At 53.0% G+C, this 16,754-nt stretch carries 11 protein-coding genes and 1 tRNA gene; 7 read left to right on the forward strand and 5 right to left on the reverse strand.

What is annotated here, in order from left to right; genetic code table 11:
• Window positions 1-241: 241 nt before the first annotated feature.
• A complete protein-coding gene (locus tag QTO31_RS14875) occupies window positions 242-1,255 on the forward strand; it encodes an ATP-NAD kinase family protein (protein ID WP_301429871.1) in 1,014 nt (337 codons plus the stop codon).
• Between the two features lie 436 nt (window positions 1,256-1,691).
• On the forward strand, window positions 1,692-2,828 hold the full coding sequence (locus QTO31_RS14880; protein WP_031459048.1) for a M20 family metallopeptidase: 1,137 nt from the start codon (window positions 1,692-1,694) through the stop codon (window positions 2,826-2,828).
• Between the two features lie 212 nt (window positions 2,829-3,040).
• On the opposite strand, the gene fahA is transcribed toward QTO31_RS14880, so the two are convergent.
• The 3 genes from fahA to QTO31_RS14895 form a co-directional block, all read right to left on the reverse strand.
• A complete protein-coding gene (fahA, locus tag QTO31_RS14885) occupies window positions 3,041-4,300 on the reverse strand; it encodes a fumarylacetoacetase (protein WP_367620651.1) in 1,260 nt (419 codons plus the stop codon).
• Between the two features lie 203 nt (window positions 4,301-4,503).
• Entirely contained in the window at window positions 4,504-5,670 is a 1,167-nt protein-coding gene (locus QTO31_RS14890) for a homogentisate 1,2-dioxygenase (protein ID WP_301429874.1), read from the reverse strand.
• 72 nt (window positions 5,671-5,742) lie between these two features.
• Window positions 5,743-5,818: transfer RNA gene (locus QTO31_RS14895), tRNA-Arg, on the reverse strand.
• Window positions 5,819-6,214: 396 nt separating this feature from the next.
• On the opposite strand from QTO31_RS14895, the gene rpmG reads away from it, so the two are divergent.
• Window positions 6,215-6,379 (forward strand): 50S ribosomal protein L33, encoded by a 165-nt coding sequence (gene rpmG / locus QTO31_RS14900; protein WP_015941946.1) that lies wholly within the window; start codon window positions 6,215-6,217, stop codon window positions 6,377-6,379.
• 128 nt (window positions 6,380-6,507) lie between these two features.
• Window positions 6,508-7,896, forward strand: coding sequence for a DUF4129 domain-containing protein (locus QTO31_RS14905; protein WP_051871086.1), 1,389 nt, complete (start codon window positions 6,508-6,510; stop codon window positions 7,894-7,896).
• A 542-nt stretch (window positions 7,897-8,438) separates the two neighbouring features.
• Here the strand turns inward: QTO31_RS14905 and glmS are convergent.
• Together glmS and QTO31_RS14915 are read right to left on the reverse strand one after the other, a co-directional pair.
• The gene (glmS, locus tag QTO31_RS14910) at window positions 8,439-10,301 is read right to left on the reverse strand and encodes a glutamine--fructose-6-phosphate transaminase (isomerizing) (protein ID WP_301429876.1); all 1,863 of its coding nucleotides are present in this window, start codon (window positions 10,299-10,301) and stop codon (window positions 8,439-8,441) included.
• Between the two features lie 474 nt (window positions 10,302-10,775).
• Window positions 10,776-11,336, reverse strand: a complete 561-nt coding sequence (locus tag QTO31_RS14915; RefSeq protein ID WP_301429877.1) for a disulfide bond formation protein B — start codon at window positions 11,334-11,336, stop codon at window positions 10,776-10,778.
• 415 nt (window positions 11,337-11,751) lie between these two features.
• Between QTO31_RS14915 and QTO31_RS14920 the strand changes: the two genes are divergently transcribed.
• From QTO31_RS14920 to QTO31_RS14930, 3 genes are all read left to right on the forward strand, one after another.
• Window positions 11,752-12,294 carry a GAF domain-containing protein gene (locus QTO31_RS14920; protein ID WP_301429879.1) on the forward strand — a complete coding sequence of 181 codons (543 nt, stop codon included), beginning with the start codon at window positions 11,752-11,754 and terminating at the stop codon, window positions 12,292-12,294.
• Window positions 12,295-12,345: 51 nt separating this feature from the next.
• Window positions 12,346-14,295, forward strand: coding sequence for an ATP-binding protein (locus QTO31_RS14925; protein WP_301429881.1), 1,950 nt, complete (start codon window positions 12,346-12,348; stop codon window positions 14,293-14,295).
• Window positions 14,296-14,516: 221 nt separating this feature from the next.
• Window positions 14,517-16,535 carry a VanW family protein gene (locus QTO31_RS14930; RefSeq protein ID WP_301429883.1) on the forward strand — a complete coding sequence of 673 codons (2,019 nt, stop codon included), beginning with the start codon at window positions 14,517-14,519 and terminating at the stop codon, window positions 16,533-16,535.
• The last annotated feature ends 219 nt before the right edge of the window (window positions 16,536-16,754 follow it).

Below are 16,754 nucleotides of genomic sequence, written 5' to 3' on the forward strand. Positions count from 1 at the left end.
TGCTTCATCTCCTTCCACCAGGGAAGAGGAAGGAGACATGGGCAAGATCGGGTCTACCCGCCACGATCTGCGAAGCCATGCCCTGATGAGTGTAGTCAGACAATAGCTCATCAGGGAGTTATCTGCTCGCGTGTATGCGTGGGTTGGGGGACGATGCTGCCAGGTAATAGGGGTACCTTTCAGACACGCTCTTAATAATTGTGTAATGGAGCGCGGGGCGCCTAGCCCCGCGATGTATTCTATGGTTACTGTTGGTATCATCGCGAATCCGGCCTCTGGTAAAGACATTCGTCGGTTGGTGGCGCATGGTTCTGTGTTTGATAATGAAGAAAAGGTAAGTATTGTCAGGCGGGTGCTCTTAGGTCTCGAAGCTGTAGGAGTGCAGCGGGTTTGGATAATGCCTGATCGTTTTGGGATTGGTCTGAAAGCGCTTGATAATCTGCCGTTGACAATTGAAGCGACGTTACTTGATATGCCGGCCTGGTTTACCCCTGACGATACGCTACGCGCTGCGCGCTATATGGCTGAACATCGTGTAGGGTGCATTGTCACACTTGGCGGGGATGGGACCAATCGCTTGGTGGCTAAGGCTTGTGGTGATGTACCATTGATGCCTATTTCAACCGGAACAAATAATGTGTTTCCGTTGATGATTGAAGCGACTACTGCCGGTCTTGCCGCCGGCATCGTAGCGTGTGGACGCGCTAATGATGCAATCATTCGAGCGCCACGCATCGATGTCTACCGCTTGTCTGAACAACGGACAGGTGAGCAAATTGACGGAACTCCACCCGATGATATAGCCCTGGTTGATGCTGCTGTCTATGATGAACGGTTCGTTGCAGCGCGAGCTATTTGGGACAGTTCGCGGATCACTGATCTGGTTCTGACTCGCGCTGAGCCGGGTAATATTGGTTTGTCATCAATCGGTGCGCATTTTCTGGCCGGTGACTATCCGCCGGGTCATGGTCTTTACCTGCGCCTTGCTGCCGACGGTACACCGGTACGGGCGCCAGTTGCGCCGGGTTTAATGCAGACAGTTTATGTCTCTGCATATCAGATATTACCTCCTGATGCAGGAGTGACAGTATGTCGTGAGCGGCCCACAGTATTGGCTTTTGATGGTGAACGTGAATTGGAGCTACATGCCGGAGAATCGGTATTGTTACGCTTTAATCCCCATGGTCCTCGCATCGTTGATCCACGGCGAGCCATTGCGCTTGCGGCCAGTGCTGGATTCTTTAAGCACGTTTAACTTGCTTTACTGTATTTCAACTCGGCTTTATCTACTGAGAAAACAAAACCGAAAAGACAGACCGTACTTGTTTCACTTCGTCCGTCTCTACAACACCGTTCGCTGCGACTACGATCATGGGGCCTGACCCACGCCACGCACACAATTACCTAGGTGCGCGCTGTAAACCCATCGGATGGCGCATCAGTGCACCATCCGAGCGATTGCCTGAGAATGCTGGCCTCTGGCCCGAGTTGCGCAGTGCGCTCCGGAAACCCATCGATTGGTGCATCAGCACACCATCACCCTCCAGCAGCTCCCACTTGCGGGTGTGAACTCGTCCCTTCTCCTCTTCCCTCTTACCTCCATCCCGCTGGCGGGAATGGTGGAAACGTTGAAAATCCTACTTATTACGCTATACTACCTACACAACCATTGCTTAGCTAACGAGGCTGTTATGCTTGATTGTGCAACGATTGCTATTCACGAAGCTCATCTGCTCGACCTGATTGCCCGTCTCGTTCACGCTGAATCACCAAGTACCGACAAACCGCTTCTCGATGCACTGGCCGATGATTTGGTAACGCTGTTTGCCCGTGTCGGTACTGTGGAACGGATTGCCAATCCAAGCGGTGGTGATCATGTACGAGTGATGGTAACGAATGCCGTTGAACCAACGCTGCCCCCAACGCTCGTCTTGTGTCATTACGATACAGTCTGGCCAGCGGGAACTGTTGCCCAACGTCCGTTTACGATCACGGCTGATCGGGCATTTGGGCCGGGTGCTTACGATATGAAGGCCAGCATTGCGATGATCTACGCCGCGCTCGGTGGGTTTGGGCCACCTGCGCCGGTGTTGCGTCGGCCACTAGTGTTACTCCTTACCTCCGATGAGGAGATCGGTAGTCCAACCTCGCGCACGCTGATCGAAACAACCGCAAAGCAAGCAGCTCATGTCCTGGTGCTCGAACCACCAACCGAGCCAGACGGCGCTCTGAAGACGGCACGGAAAGGCGGCGGAGCATTTCGCGTGACAATCACCGGTCGGGCAGCCCATGCCGGGGTTGAACCAGAGAAAGGGATCAGTGCATTGACCGAACTGGCACATCAGATATTGGCCGTAAATGCCCTGGCTCATCCTGCTGTTGGTACAACTGTGAATGTTGGTGTTGCCGAGGGTGGTACGCGACCGAATGTGGTACCGGCTGAAGCGTGGATGGATGTTGATGTACGAGTTTGGACCCAGGCCGAAGCTGAACGGATCGAGACCGGTATGTTAGCGCTCAAACCGGTTACGCCGGGCGTGCAAATCGCAGTCACCGGCAATGTTCGTCGTCCACCTATGGAGCGGACGGCGGCTAGTATGGCACTTTTTACGCAGGCGCAAAAACTTGGTACTGCACTCGGTTTAACCATCCGCGAGGGAAGTACCGGCGGTGGCAGTGATGGCAATTTTACCGCTGCACTCGGCATTCCAACCCTCGACGGATTGGGGTGTCCAGGAGCCGGTGCCCATGCCGAACACGAGCAGATCAGTCGCCAGGGCCTGATTGAACGTACCGCTTTGCTGTGTGCGCTGCTCGAGACTTTGTAACTGCGGTAGGCGAGAGTTCCCGACCGGGACGGTTGTAGGGCAATTCCCTGCGCGGAGGGCGGGTTCCTGACCCCCCTCCTGTTTTGATAGAGGCAATCATCTACAGGTATATGCGCCCAACACTATTGCCGGGAGGTGGATTGATACTACCGTGTCCGACAATCGCTCAAGATCGTGGCAGGAAGGCATTCGGCGCATGCTTCTCTCTCAACCTAATGCACCACCGGATATTCAGCAGGCACAATTGTGCCCGTAACTGCACCAAACCCAATCCGGTACCCTTCACCCTGTGCCCAACCGCGCATCGTCACCGTATCACCATCTTCCAACCAGCGGCGCAAAGAACCATCGGCCAGCCTGATCGGCTCACTTCCCCGCCAGGTCAGTTCCAGTAAACAACCACGTGACTCCCTGGTCGGCCCGCTAATAGTCCCAGAGGCAAGCAAGTCTCCGGGCCGTAGGCTACAACCATTAACGGTGTGGTGAGCAATTTGTTGCGCAAAGCTCCAGTAGAGATAACGACTATCGGTCTGGCAAATCCGAGTGCCATTGAGCCAGACTTCAAGGGTAATTGCAAAATGACCGGGTTGCACCGATTGCAAATATGGCAATGGTGGCGGTTCTTGTGGCTCGCCAGCACAGCGAAATGGGTTCAAGGCGGCCAGCGGCACAATCCAGGGGCTTATCGAAGTGGCAAAGTTTTTTGCCAGGAATGGGCCAAGCGGCTGGTATTCCCAACCCTGAATATCTCGTGCGCTCCAATCATTCACCAATACAAATCCGAAAATATGTTCTTCAGCTTGAGTGATCGGAATTGGTTGGCCTAACGCATTCCCTGGCCCGATAAACATCCCCAGTTCCAGCTCGAAATCGAGCGCACGGGTCGGGCTGAAGATTGGCGCCGGACTGTCAGACGGTTTGATCTGGCCATAGGGACGACGAATGGCCGTACCGCTCACCACTACTGTACTCGCTCGTCCATGATAGGCAACCGGGAGATGTCGCCAATTTGGGAAGAGTGGCGGACTATCGGGGCGCAGCATTTTGCCGACGTTGCTGGCGTGATGCAGAGACGAATAAAAATCGGTGTAATCGCCAATCCGAGCTGGCAGCAACAGCTCGATGTCCGATTGCGGGATAAGTGCGGCATCGCGCAAAGCTGGCGCATCGCGTAGGATCGGTTCATCAGCAGCGAGCAACCGTTGCAATACCGTCCGCACTGCCTGCCATGCCGTTGGACCAGCAGCCATAAAAGCGTTAAGTGAGTCCTGGTTGAAGAGACCACGCTTGCTGACCGGTGTCGCTGCCAGCAAGCCAGCCTCGTCGATCACTGCCAGATCGAGAACATAATCACCAATTGCGACTCCTACTCGTGGCGAGCCACCACTACGGGGGCGAAACACACCGTAGGGCAGATTTTCAAGCGGAAAATCGCTGTCAGGTGCAACGGGTACAAAGCTGGTGAGTGGCATCATACTGATGTAAGTGGGTACCTAAGTTATACACGATTGGCAATCATTTCTTCCCAATCCCGTTCGCTCCTATCGCGGAAGCAACGGTACATGTGCCAGCACGAACATGTGCAATTCGCGCTCCTGTCTGCTGCTTGGTCTCACGCTGGAAGACGGGTTCAAAACCCGCCTCCCAGGCGCGCTTATGCTGTGGCTATATTTGACTACCCCTCTGGTCCGCCAACACTCCACGAATCCATATACCCGGCTTTTTCCAATTCCAGCGCGGCTGTAGTGACGTGCAATGGGTGGAACGTATCAATCATCACTGCTAGCTCACGAGTCTCTTTAGCCCCGATACTAGCTTCAGTACTGCCAGGCTGAGGACCGTGCGGCAAACCGGCCGGATGTAACGTTATATCGCAACGTTCAATCCCTCGTCGTGACATAAAGTTGCCGTCACAATAGTAGATCACTTCATCAGAGTTCACGTTGGAGTGATTGTACGGTGCTGGGATAGCCTCAGGGTGATAATCGAACAGCCGTGGCACGAACGAGCACACCACGAAATTGTGTCCTTCAAAGGTCTGATGAACCGGCGGCGGTTGATGAATCCGACCGGTAATTGGCTCGAAATCATGGATCGAGAAGGCCCAAGGATAGAGATAGCCATCCCAGCCAACCACATCGAAGGGGTGATGGTCAAGAATATGACGGGTAAGCTGATTACGTACCTTCACCCGCACCTCGAATTCACCGGTGTCGGTAAAGGTCAGCAACTCTGTCGGACCGCGAATATCACGTTCGCAATACGGTGCATGCTCAAGCAACTGACCAAACTGATTACGGTAGCGCTTTGGTGGAGCAACTTGACTGGCCGACTCGATCACAAGGAAACGGGCCGGACTGTTAAGCTGCATCTGCCAGGTAGTACCGAAAGGGATCACCAGATAATCACCCTCGCGAAACGGAAGGCGTCCGAATTGCGAGCGTAATTCCCCACTACCTTCGTGGGTAAACCAGACCTCATACGCCTGGGCATTGCGGTAGAAGTAGGTCATACTCTCGGTAGGGCGACTAATCCCGATCGTCACATCATTGTTACCAAGGAGCGTGATCCGGGCGTTCACCGGGTCACCGCCAGCCGGGACATTCGCGGTTGCAAATGCACGGTGGCGGATCGGACCAAACTCAGCGTATGCTGGCTGCATCGAGCCTATCAATTCGGCACGGATGACTCTGGGTGGTAAAAAGTGATGATAGAGGATTGACTGAATACCGTGGAAACCTTCCAACCCCATCACTTCTTCGCGATAGAGTTTACCATCGGGCTTACGGAACTGCGTATGACGTTTGTGAGGAATCTGCCCCAGGCGCTGATAAAACGGCATCGCACACCTCCTTGTGCTGCGAGTGTCGTCCTGACAATAAACGTTCGCCCGACGGCAGATCGTCGGGCGAGGTGGCGACCCGGGAGGGACTCGAACCCCCAACCAACGGTTCCGAAGACCGTTGCTCTATCCATTGAGCTACCGGGCCATCGGCTTCAATAGTTTAGCATAGCTGGCGCAGTTATGCAACATCAGTGCGGAAAGCGAAAAGAGGAATGAGGAAGCAGAAATGCGGAACAAGCCAGGATGATGGATAACGAAGACCATCGTTCAGACGCCGATACGGCCTTCCCGCACTGTAGGCGTATACCTCTCTTCCAGCCACAACGCAGCGTTCAGACATCGATCACGCCCTTCACCACACTGTAGGGATAGGTTCACGACCGTCGGTGCGAGTCCTCCCCTTTCTCGCCTTTGGTGGGAAAGGAAGGAGCCAAGGGGAAGATGAGGGCTACAGTTGCCCATCGCTCAGCGATATGGTATACTTGCGAGTAGTGCGCCGTGAGGCGCAATTTCGTGTGTAGCTCTAGGAAGAGGAAGTGCCATGGCCAGCAAGAAGGGAAACCGCATCGTCATTAAGCTGAAGAGCACCGAGAGCGGTCATACTTATACAACTGAGAAGAACCGGCGTAACGACCCGAACCGTCTTGAGTTGCGCAAGTACGACCCGATCGTTCGCCGTCACGTGCTCTATCGTGAGACGAAGTAAATCCGTTTCGTTTACCGGGGGCGTCGTCGGCGCTCCCGGTATTTTCTTTTCGGACACGATGTCCGCTGCATCACTGCTTGCCCTCTGCTACTTGTCATGTCTTGGCCTACCGCTGAACAGTTGCGCCTATGACACGCCTGTTACGACTCGGTTTTTTAACCGCTTTTGAAGCGACCCTTGTTGGACTACCATTACTGGCTCTGACCACGATTGTGTTGTCATGGCCGGGTTTGTGGAGCGCGGTTATCTTGGGGCGACTTGCCGATGAAATTGGTCATCGTCTACCTCGGTCCCTTCATCGCCTGTTGCTCGTTGCCGCACCTTTCGTTGCTGCCTGCTGGCTGAGTTGGTTGACGTTCGGACTTGATCCGCACCATACGTTAGCTGCGTTGCCACCAGGCCAGCCCCAGAGTGGACTGATTTATCTGACGGTACTAGTCGCCTTTTTTCTTGTCTGGCGTGGTGTGAGGATGGCCGAACACGAGCATGCCACAATCTTAACGCTCGCCGGACGTGGGCTGGTAGCGACGATTGCCGCACTCGTGCTTGGGCCGCTGTTACGGGCAGGCGCGCCGGTTGCGAACGATCTGTTGCTGCTTTACATTGTCGTGTTTGTCGGCAGTGGCCTCAGTTCCCTGGCGCTCAGTTATATGCTTGAAGCTACCCCTGACCAGACCCACACCTTGAATGTCCGTTGGAGTCTGCTCCTGCTGTTGGTCATTGGTGGGGTGCTGATGCTTGGCATAGCACTAGCTGCCTTACTCAGCGGTGAGTTGGCATTCATCGGGATCGTTACACTCTTGCAATGGCTCCTCTTACCGTTCGCGTTGATTGGCGCACTGTTCGTCTATCTGTTTACGGTCATCTTCGACGATATGATCCGAGCGCTCTTTGCGGCATTTGGTCAGGTCTTGGCCCGTATGAATTTACGGCCTGAACCCCCGCCAACTCCAGATACGACAATCATCGATACTAACCCAGTAGAGACAGTGGTCATTATTGCGCAACAGGCCACCTTCGTTCTGGCGTTGATTCCGTTGGTACTGTTGGTGATATTCTTACTCCTCTGGCGACGACGTACCCGACGCGCTGATTCCGATGAAGAGCACCAATCGCTCGATGTCGGGCAGAGTTTGTTAAGCGACCTCCATGATTTGCTTGGTATGCTGCGCCGTCCTTTTCAGCGTCGTTTAAGTGGTCTACATGCGGCATTGGTTGCTCTGCGCAACGCTGATGCGGTAACACGGGTGCGTCGGGCATACGTGCAAGCGCTTATCATGCTCGAAGCACGTGGTTGGCGGCGATCACCAGATCAAACACCGTCTGAGTGGTGTGCAAGTATGGCAGCGGTGTTGCCTGAACCGAAGCCTTTTACCGACCTCACTGTCAGTTATGAACGAGCGCGCTACCGACCAGATGGTGTCGATGAGACCGAGGCCGAGGCTGCTGAGGATGCTTTGCAAGTGTTGCGAGCAGTTTTACCACCCCCAGAATCACGACGTGATGTTAAAGCGTGATCGTGCAAATGTTCGTTATTGAGTGCCTAATTCGGAATACCCTGTCGCAGAAGAAGATTCGGTTGAGGTGCAGCGGCACTGAGCCCGTACATCTATCAGGTTTCATCCGCCATGCCGTGAGACATTGCCTGTGTATAGAGATGTTACCCTTTTTGCGATCCGTATTTTTCTTTCAGACCTGCACAAACGTGGGTTTGGTCTGGGGTAAACATTGCTGTAGCCCGATATTAGGGGTTTTCAGTATTTTCATCTTTTGTTCTTATGAGAGGCAATGCGTCGCAACTAAATGGAGGGACACAACGATACATCTCATCCAGGTGCCTAAAATGCCCCTAACCTACGCAGTCACCTGAATGCGCGGCAGGAACTATCGTGTGTCGCATCAGCAAGCCATCGCGGACGAAGTTCTAGCCCTGTTTCACGCTCCCCCTTCCGCTCCCTGGATGGGAGCGGAAGGGGCTGGAGGAAAGGCGAGGGGTGCCAAGCTTGCACTGATGTCTACGCAGTTACCTACACTCTTGACGTACCTACCGTTCAGTTTCTTACTCGACAGTGACGCTCTTGGCAAGATTACGCGGTTGATCGACATCGCATCCGCGTAACACAGCTACGTGATAGGCAAACATTTGTAACGGTATCACGTTAAGCACCGGTTGCAACAGGGGATGGGTAGTCGGTACACCGATAACGTGGTGGGCCTTTTCGGCCAGCAATTCATCGCCCTGATGACCGATGGCTATCACCTGACCGTGACGCGCACGTACCTGCTCAATGTTGCTGATCATCTTCTCGTAGATGTGATCGTGCGTCGCGATGCAGATAACCGGCATATTCTCATCGATCAACGCAATGGGACCATGCTTCATTTCACCAGCAGGGTATCCTTCCGCGTGAATGTAACTAATCTCTTTCAACTTGAGAGCGCCTTCGAGGGCGATAGGATAGTTGATCTGGCGACCAAGAAATAGTGCATTACTAACACGATGGTAGCGTTCGGCCAGTTCGATACAGAGTGGCTTTGTCTGCTCGATCACTTGTGCCGCCTGACCAGGTAGTTCGATCAGAGCCTGGATGTGCTCGCGAATCTGCTGTGGCTTGAGCGTTCCGTGAGCCTGGGCCAGCCGGAGAGCAAACAGATAGGCAGCTACCAACATTGATGTGAAGGCCTTGGTCGATGCCACCCCAATCTCTGGCCCAGCATGCAGATAGATTGGACCGCCATCAGCTAGCCGGGCTGCCTGACTACCAATAGCATTGACGATAGCCACACTTGGTACACCCTGTGCGCGGGCTTCTTCCATTGCCGCCAATGTATCAACTGTTTCGCCACTTTGCGTTATTGCCAGTACCAGGGCATCGTGCTCACCATTGCTCTGCAAGACAGGGTTACGATAACGGAACTCGCTCGCGTAATCTACTTCAACTCGCACCCGTGCCAGATGCTCAATCATAAACTTGGCTACTAGTGCCGCATGCCAGGCCGTACCACAAGCGGTAGCGTAGATGCGGCGAATCCGGCGTAAATCGTGGTCGTTGAGACGGAGGTCTTCCAGATAAATGCGCCCATGCTCCTGATCAATCCGGCCACGTAAAACATCCATCAGCGCCCGTGGTTGCTCGTCGATCTCCTTCTGCATAAAATGGCGGTAATCACCCTTGGCTGCTGCGACCGGGTCCCAGGCGATTCTGTGGATTGGTCGTTCCACCGGAGTCCCATCGAGGCGCATAATGGTCACGCTATCGCGGCGAACGACTGCAATATCCCGATCCTCCAGGAAGATCAGATCGCGGGTATAATCGAGAATGGCCGGAATATCTGAAGCGATAAATCGTTCGTCATTCCCGATACCAATGGCGATTCCGCCTGCATTGCCCAGGCGCGCAGCGACGAGTTGGTCTGGTTCGTGGATGCAAAAAGCTACTATCGCGTTCCCACCACGAAGTTCTTGCAGGGTACGGTGCATTGCGCGACCAAGATCGCGCAATTCGTTATAGTAATGACCGAGGAGTTTTGCTATCACCTCAGTATCAGTCTGCGACTCAAACTGATAGCCCAGTTCGAGCAGCCGCCCCTTCAGCGCGAGATAATTCTCCACAATCCCATTTTGAATGACTACAATCGCGCCACTGGCATCGCGATGCGGATGAGCGTTGATTTCGGTCACGCCACCGTGAGTGGCCCAGCGGGTGTGACCGATTCCGATGTGACCATGCGTTGGTTCGTTCAGCAGTCGTTGTTGAAGATTGCTCAATTTGCCGACGCTGCGGCGTAATTGTAAACCGATGACTGGATCGTAAATCGCTACTCCTGCCGAGTCATACCCTCGATATTCCAACCGTTGTAAGCCGTGCAAGACTACCTCAGTCGCTTCTCGTGCTCCGACGTAACCCACAATACCACACATAACGTACTCCTTAGCAATAACTGGCAACACCAACCCATAGCGGCAATCGGCTGAGTTGGAACGCAGCAACACAGATCACCGCTCTGGATGGATTGCGGCAGAGAATATCAGTTGCAAGAGTGGGGGAAATTGTTGGTGGGTCGTTGCCGACAACGTTGCCCTAGTCGTCACCGACAGGTGTTGAGTTGTCTGCTTGACCGGCGACGCCCAGCGCCGGGGAGGCTTCCGCTGATCTCTCGATGTTCCGGGTCATCGATACCCGTTAGCTCCGGCTCGCGCCGGGAACCTCCGTCCTCGTCAACTTCACTCTTCGTGAAGTCCATGCGCTTCAATCTGTTGTCACGTGTCGCTGGTACCGCTCTTTCCTCCTGGTTGCGCCCCCGCACAACCCTGTCCTGATTCTCATTGGTAGCCGGAGTATACCATACTTCAGGCAATCGTCTGATGAAAGTTTGCTTATGTGCCGATTAACAATTAAATCATCAGACCTAAGCCGATAAAGGATAGCGCCGTTGCAACGACGATAACGGTAGCGGTAATACGGGCCAGTCGACCACACGCTGGAGTATTTTCGGCTAGGGCCAGGTTTGCCATCATCACACTGATAATTACGAAGGCGATCAGGGCCAGAAATGGTATTTTGATAAAACTCAAAGCGCCAGGGATGTTGATGTAGTCGAAGGCACATGGAACAGCGCCAGCACAAGGAGCCGGTGGGATGATCAGCATGACCATCAGGTAATGATACAGTGAAACGGCAATGCCCATCAACGATAATGGTAGTACGTACAGATATACTTTGCGATCATCACGCCAGATACCGACAAAAAGCAGCACGGTCAACGGGTACATGAGAATGCGTTGATACCAGCAGAGTTCACAGGGAATCCACCCCAACACTTCACTGAAAAACAGACTACCACCAGTCGCCAGCATCGCTGCCAGCAACGCAACATGACGGCAACTCAGCGTAAGCCAATCTAGTAAGCCGATAGGGGTTGTGGCCGTCAATTCTATCGATTGTGCACGATCCATTACAGTGCTCCATTGGTGTATTGCGATTACTATTCGACAGTATTGTATCACCATAGTGGGTTCTCATACCAATTCCGTCTGTGTAAATGGTGTATGATGCTCCGACCTCGTTCTTACGTCCAGGCACTCGTTGATACGCCGATCATGTCCGTCGCCCCCAAACTGGTGGCTAATACCTTCGCGTCACGCACTTGGTGATAACGAGCATCGAAAGTCACTAGCGCCGGAGGTGTGCGGTTCATCAGTGTCGTGACATTATTCGGTCATCAACGGTGACCCGAATCTGACAACGTTGAAAACTTCCATACCATGAGCCGCGAGCAATTGCTTGAAGTCGCAATTAAAAAGATGTATGCTTAGAAATATCTCTCAGAGTGAAACGGGTACTTTCTACTGAATAAAATTAGAGCCGACGATGACACGACGATGGACGGCTTCTCAAACCCGTTTGCTCGCCGATGTAGGTGATCTTCTCGTCTCTCTGAATCGGATCGAGGCGCTGCAACAGGTTGCCCATCACCTTGTTCCTCTACTTGCTAACTGGTGCGCCATCATTATTCGCGATGAACGTCAACGACCATGTCGAGTAGCAATTGCTGCTGCTAATCCGGCTAACCAGCCCCTAGCCGACTATTTAACCCAACAGGCATTGTTTATTGAGCCGATGTCGGTACCGGCACAGGTTTTGACCAGTAATCGTCCTCTTTTGCTAACTGATCTTAATGAGAAATATATTGAGAATCCACAATTTTCACCTGCATATCGCGAGATTTTGCGCAGAATCCGACCACGCCACATTTTAGGGGTACCTATATCCTTCCAGGAAGTAAATGTTGGTGCTTTAGTGTTAACAATTTCTACACCCTCGCGCCGTTGCTTTTCTACAAACGACATTGAGCTGGCTACTGAGCTGGCTCGTCGGATGGCGATCAGTGTTGAGAATATCCTGCTCTACTGATCCACCCAGCGTCGTCTCGAACAATTGCTGATTGTACAGCGAGTAGCAGCATTGGTAAACTCAACCTTACAAACTGATCGGATTTGTCACCTGGTAGTAGAGCAATTACACACCGTGTTTGGGTATCATTTAGTCAGTATTTATCTCTTGCAAGAAGGAGCGTTGCATCTACAGGCTGCGATTGGATATGATAACGGTTTATCAGTGATCCAGTTGCACGAGGGAGTTGCCGGGCGCGTTATGCGCAGCGGTCAGGCTGAGTTTGTCCGCGATGCCAGCCTCGACCCTGATTTTCTGGAGGTCATACCAGGTACCACTCAGTGTATTATTGTTCCCTTACGATACGAACATTCACCGCCAGTCGGTGTTATTATTATCGAGTCGACCGGTGAGCCAGTTTTAGATGATGAAGATTTCTTTCTGCTTTCCCTCCTGGCCGATCAAATCAGCGTAGCCTTTTTCAACGCAACGCTCTTTGATCGCCTGTATGAGGCGAATGACCGGTTCCGCTCACTGATTGAGCTGGCCGGAAGTCTGGTGATCTACCTTGATGCTGAGCTGAGGATTACAGAATTCAACCCAATGGCCGAGCAGATGTTCGGCCGTACCCGTGCGTCGGTGATAGGTCAATCTTTCGCTACAACGTTGCTCAGTATGGCAGAACAACCATTGTTTGCCGCACTGGTTCGTGAGGTTGTTGCCAGTCGTAGCCGTCGTTCGTTCGAAAGCTCCTTTTGGCTTCATGGGCAAAAGCATTGGGTCGAATGGTCAATGGCCTGTCGCTGTGATCCAAACGGCAAGGTGGTGGAATTTGTGCTCGTCGGACAGGATATTACCGGTCAACGCGAGAAGGCGTTGGCGTTGATTCGTGATGAGCAGCGGTTTCAGATGATCGAGCGGCTTGAAAGCATAGCGATTATGGCTGGCGGTATTGCTCACGATTTTAACAATCTGCTCAATGTTATCCTCCATAATGCTGATACATTGCAGGCCACCTATTCGGCCCAAACGCTGATCGGTCAACATCTGCAACACATTATCAGTGCCACCCAGCAGGCTGTTGATCTCGTGCAGCAGTTATTATCGCTTGCCGGTCAGCGTTCATCGGTGGTGCAACGCATAAATTTGAACTCGTTGATCAATGAGGTTGTTTCGCCGTGGCAGTCATCGCTGGGAAAAAATATACGAGTTCAACTTGAGCTTGAACCTGCATTGCCGGAGATTATGGTTGATCTGGTGCAGATACGTCAGGTCTTGATGAATCTGTTGGTCAATGCGGCTGAAGCATTACCCGAAGGGCATGGAACCATTTGTATTCAAACCGGTCTCCGACTGCTTACAGTGAATACAATACGGCGCATGGTTCCTCCACAGAACATCGAACCTGGTCAGTATCTCTTCTTGTCCGTCCACGACGATGGTATCGGGATCGATCCGACCATTCTTTCGCGCATTTTTGAGCCTTTCTTTACGACCAAACAACACGGTCATGGTCCAGGACTGGCAGGCGTATTTCAGATCGTGCAGCGACACAACGGTGCACTGACCGTTGATAGTCGACCTGTCCAGGGAAGTACGTTTACCGTTTGGCTGCCGGTTTCCTCGTCAACCGCAACGAGACCGACTCTTGGTGTGGATAGCAACCACACAATATTGGTCATTGATGATAATCCCGAAATCCGAACACTAACTGAACGCATCTTAACCCACGCCGGTTATCAGGTGTTAGCATTCAACAGTGGTCGTGATGCCCTGAAAGTGATCGCAGAACGCACCATTGCCTGTGCTTTGGTTGATGTGACCCTGGCTGACATGCATGGCTATGAGGTTTGCCGCCAAATAGCGGCTTTGAACCCAAATATCCCGTTGGCTCTGGTGAGTGGTTATCTGGTGGATGCAGCTCATCTAGTTGATGTGCCGGTTGTCGCTACCTTGCAGAAGCCCTTTCGTGCCGAAGAATTGCTAACATTGGTACGACGATTGATCGCAAAAGACGAGTAACACTCATTCCTCGCTGACACGAGTGCTCTCGTTGGGTGAAGTGCCGATGAGATGGAAACAAGCCCTAAGTTGGGTGAGAGGATAGGGCGAAGCGTTGTCTTTGCTAAAACAGCTTAAAATGCAACAATCAATCAATTTGTCAGGTTTGTTTTATTGACATCCATAATTGGCAAGAGTATATTAGGTTGTCGGGCAAATTGCACGTGGCGAGGAGGATTTTGGTGTCGGCTCAGCATTCACAGCCTTTCGATCCAACGTATGAGGGCACTGAAGGTAAGGTATTCTCTCCTGACACAGTTGATGGAACTGCTCGCGAGGGACACGTGCCGTCAGCGCGGCGTGGTACCAACCAACATTCCCGACGTAAAGGGGAATGGAGATGGCGTTGGTTGCTGTTTGTCTTGTTTAGTAGCGTTGCGCTGATCGTTGGTGGATGGCTCTATCTTGATCGCTTCTATGCTGGTCGTGTATTCCCGAATGTGAGTATCCAGGGCGTGCCTGTCGGTAGTCTCACCCGTGAAGAAGCACGGGCCGCGATTGAAGCTCGCTTCGCCTCTTTTTTGGCGCAACCGGTTATATTGACCTACAGCGGACGAACCTGGACTCCCACGCTGGCCGAGTTAGGGGTCACACTGGCAATTGATGAGGCACTCGATGCTGCCCTGGCTGTTGGCCACAGTGATAATCTCTTCACCAATCTTCAGCAGATAAGTGCAATTTGGCAACAAGGGAGTGAAATTCCTCTCCGCCTTCTGATTGACCAGGATGTTATGCAGCGCTATCTGTTGGCCCGAGTTGCCGAAGTAGAGCAACCGGCACTTGACGCCCGGCTAGTGCTTCATGGAACAACCGTAGAGGTTATGCCTGGTACCGTTGGTCGTCAGGTGTTGGTGGCTGAGACGTTGCAAGAGATGCTAGCCGCACTTCAAGACTTGAACCCCGATACCGTGGCGTTGCGTACTCGGACGCTCGAACCGTCACTGCGTGATGATGCCGCCTTTGCCGCTCAAGATCAGATTGCGACCATTCTGGCCGGGCCGGTAACCTTCATCATCGGTAATCGGCCATTTGTCTGGTCGCTTGATGACCTGGTGCACCTAATCCGGGTTGAGCGTGTTTCCGATCCAGCCGGTGATCGCCTGGAAGTGCAGATTGATCGCGATCTCGCTATGGAACGCATCATTGCTCTGGGTGATGCAACAGAAGTGAAGGGTACCAACCCACGGCTTAACTGGAACGAGGGAAAACTAGAAATCTTTCAGGAAGGAAAACCGGGTAGGCGGATCGATGAAGAACAGACGTTGGCAGCAGTGCTTGACGTATTGAATAAACCGGCCGATCAGCGCACAATAACAGTGAAATTTCGAGAGATTCCACCTCCGGTTACTGCTGATAATCTCGATCAGTTAGGGATTACGACCCTCCTTGGGGTTGGCCGTAGTGATTTCACCGGTTCTGCGCCCTACCGGATTACGAACATCCAGGCCGGCATGCGCTTGCTGCACGGTATCTTGATTGCTCCTGGTGAGGAATTTTCGTTCAATCAAACCATTGGACGTATTGATAGCTCAAATGGCTTTGTTGAGGGGTATGCCATTGTGCAAAATCGAACCCAGCTCGAGTGGGGTGGTGGGATCTGTCAAGACAGTACTACCGTCTTTCGGGCTGCATTTTGGGCTGGCTTACCGATCACCGAGCGTTGGGGTCATTCGTTTTATATCAGTTGGTATGATCGGTACGCTTTTGGGCCGTATGGCGATGGGCCGGGTATGGATGCCACCATCTTCACCGGTGGTCCTGATCTGAAGTTTCTTAACGACACCGGTGGGTGGATTTTGATGCAGACGCTGGTCGATACTCGCCGGAATCTGGCCGAAGTACGACTCTATGGCCCAGAAACCGGTCGTAAGGTGTTGCTCGAAGGACCTGTTATTACCAATCGCACGCCACCACCAACCGAGCCAGTTTACGTGGCCGTTCCCGAACGCCCGGTAGGTCAGCCGCGGCAAAGCGACAAGGCTCGTGGCGGGATGGATATTCACTTCACACGCATTGTCCTCGGCCCTGATGGGAAAGAGATCGAGCGCCGTGAATTTGTAACGCGCTTCAAGCCCTGGCCTGACATCTTCGAGTACAATCCGGCTGATCTTGGCCCTGACGGTAAGCCGTTGCCAACACCGACACCACCGTCTCAATCTGAGCCGCTGCCAACGGAAATACCAGACGGGACGACAGGATAACAGCACAGAATCGGCATGTGAATGTTCCCCATTCCTGGGTACGCGGGCCGCTGGCCCGCTTTCTCACGTCAACGAAGGGAATCCTCGTCATTCCTGGGTTCGCGGGCCGCTGGCCCGCTCCAGTGTAAACGCACGGCATCCTCGAATGCAGGTTATCTGACGATGCTCTACGGCAACCTCACCACCATAGGAGGGCGACTCCTCGCCTGCACCGTTCGA

The sequence above is a fragment of the Chloroflexus sp. MS-CIW-1 genome (genome assembly GCF_030444705.1).
Lineage (GTDB): Bacteria > Chloroflexota > Chloroflexia > Chloroflexales > Chloroflexaceae > Chloroflexus.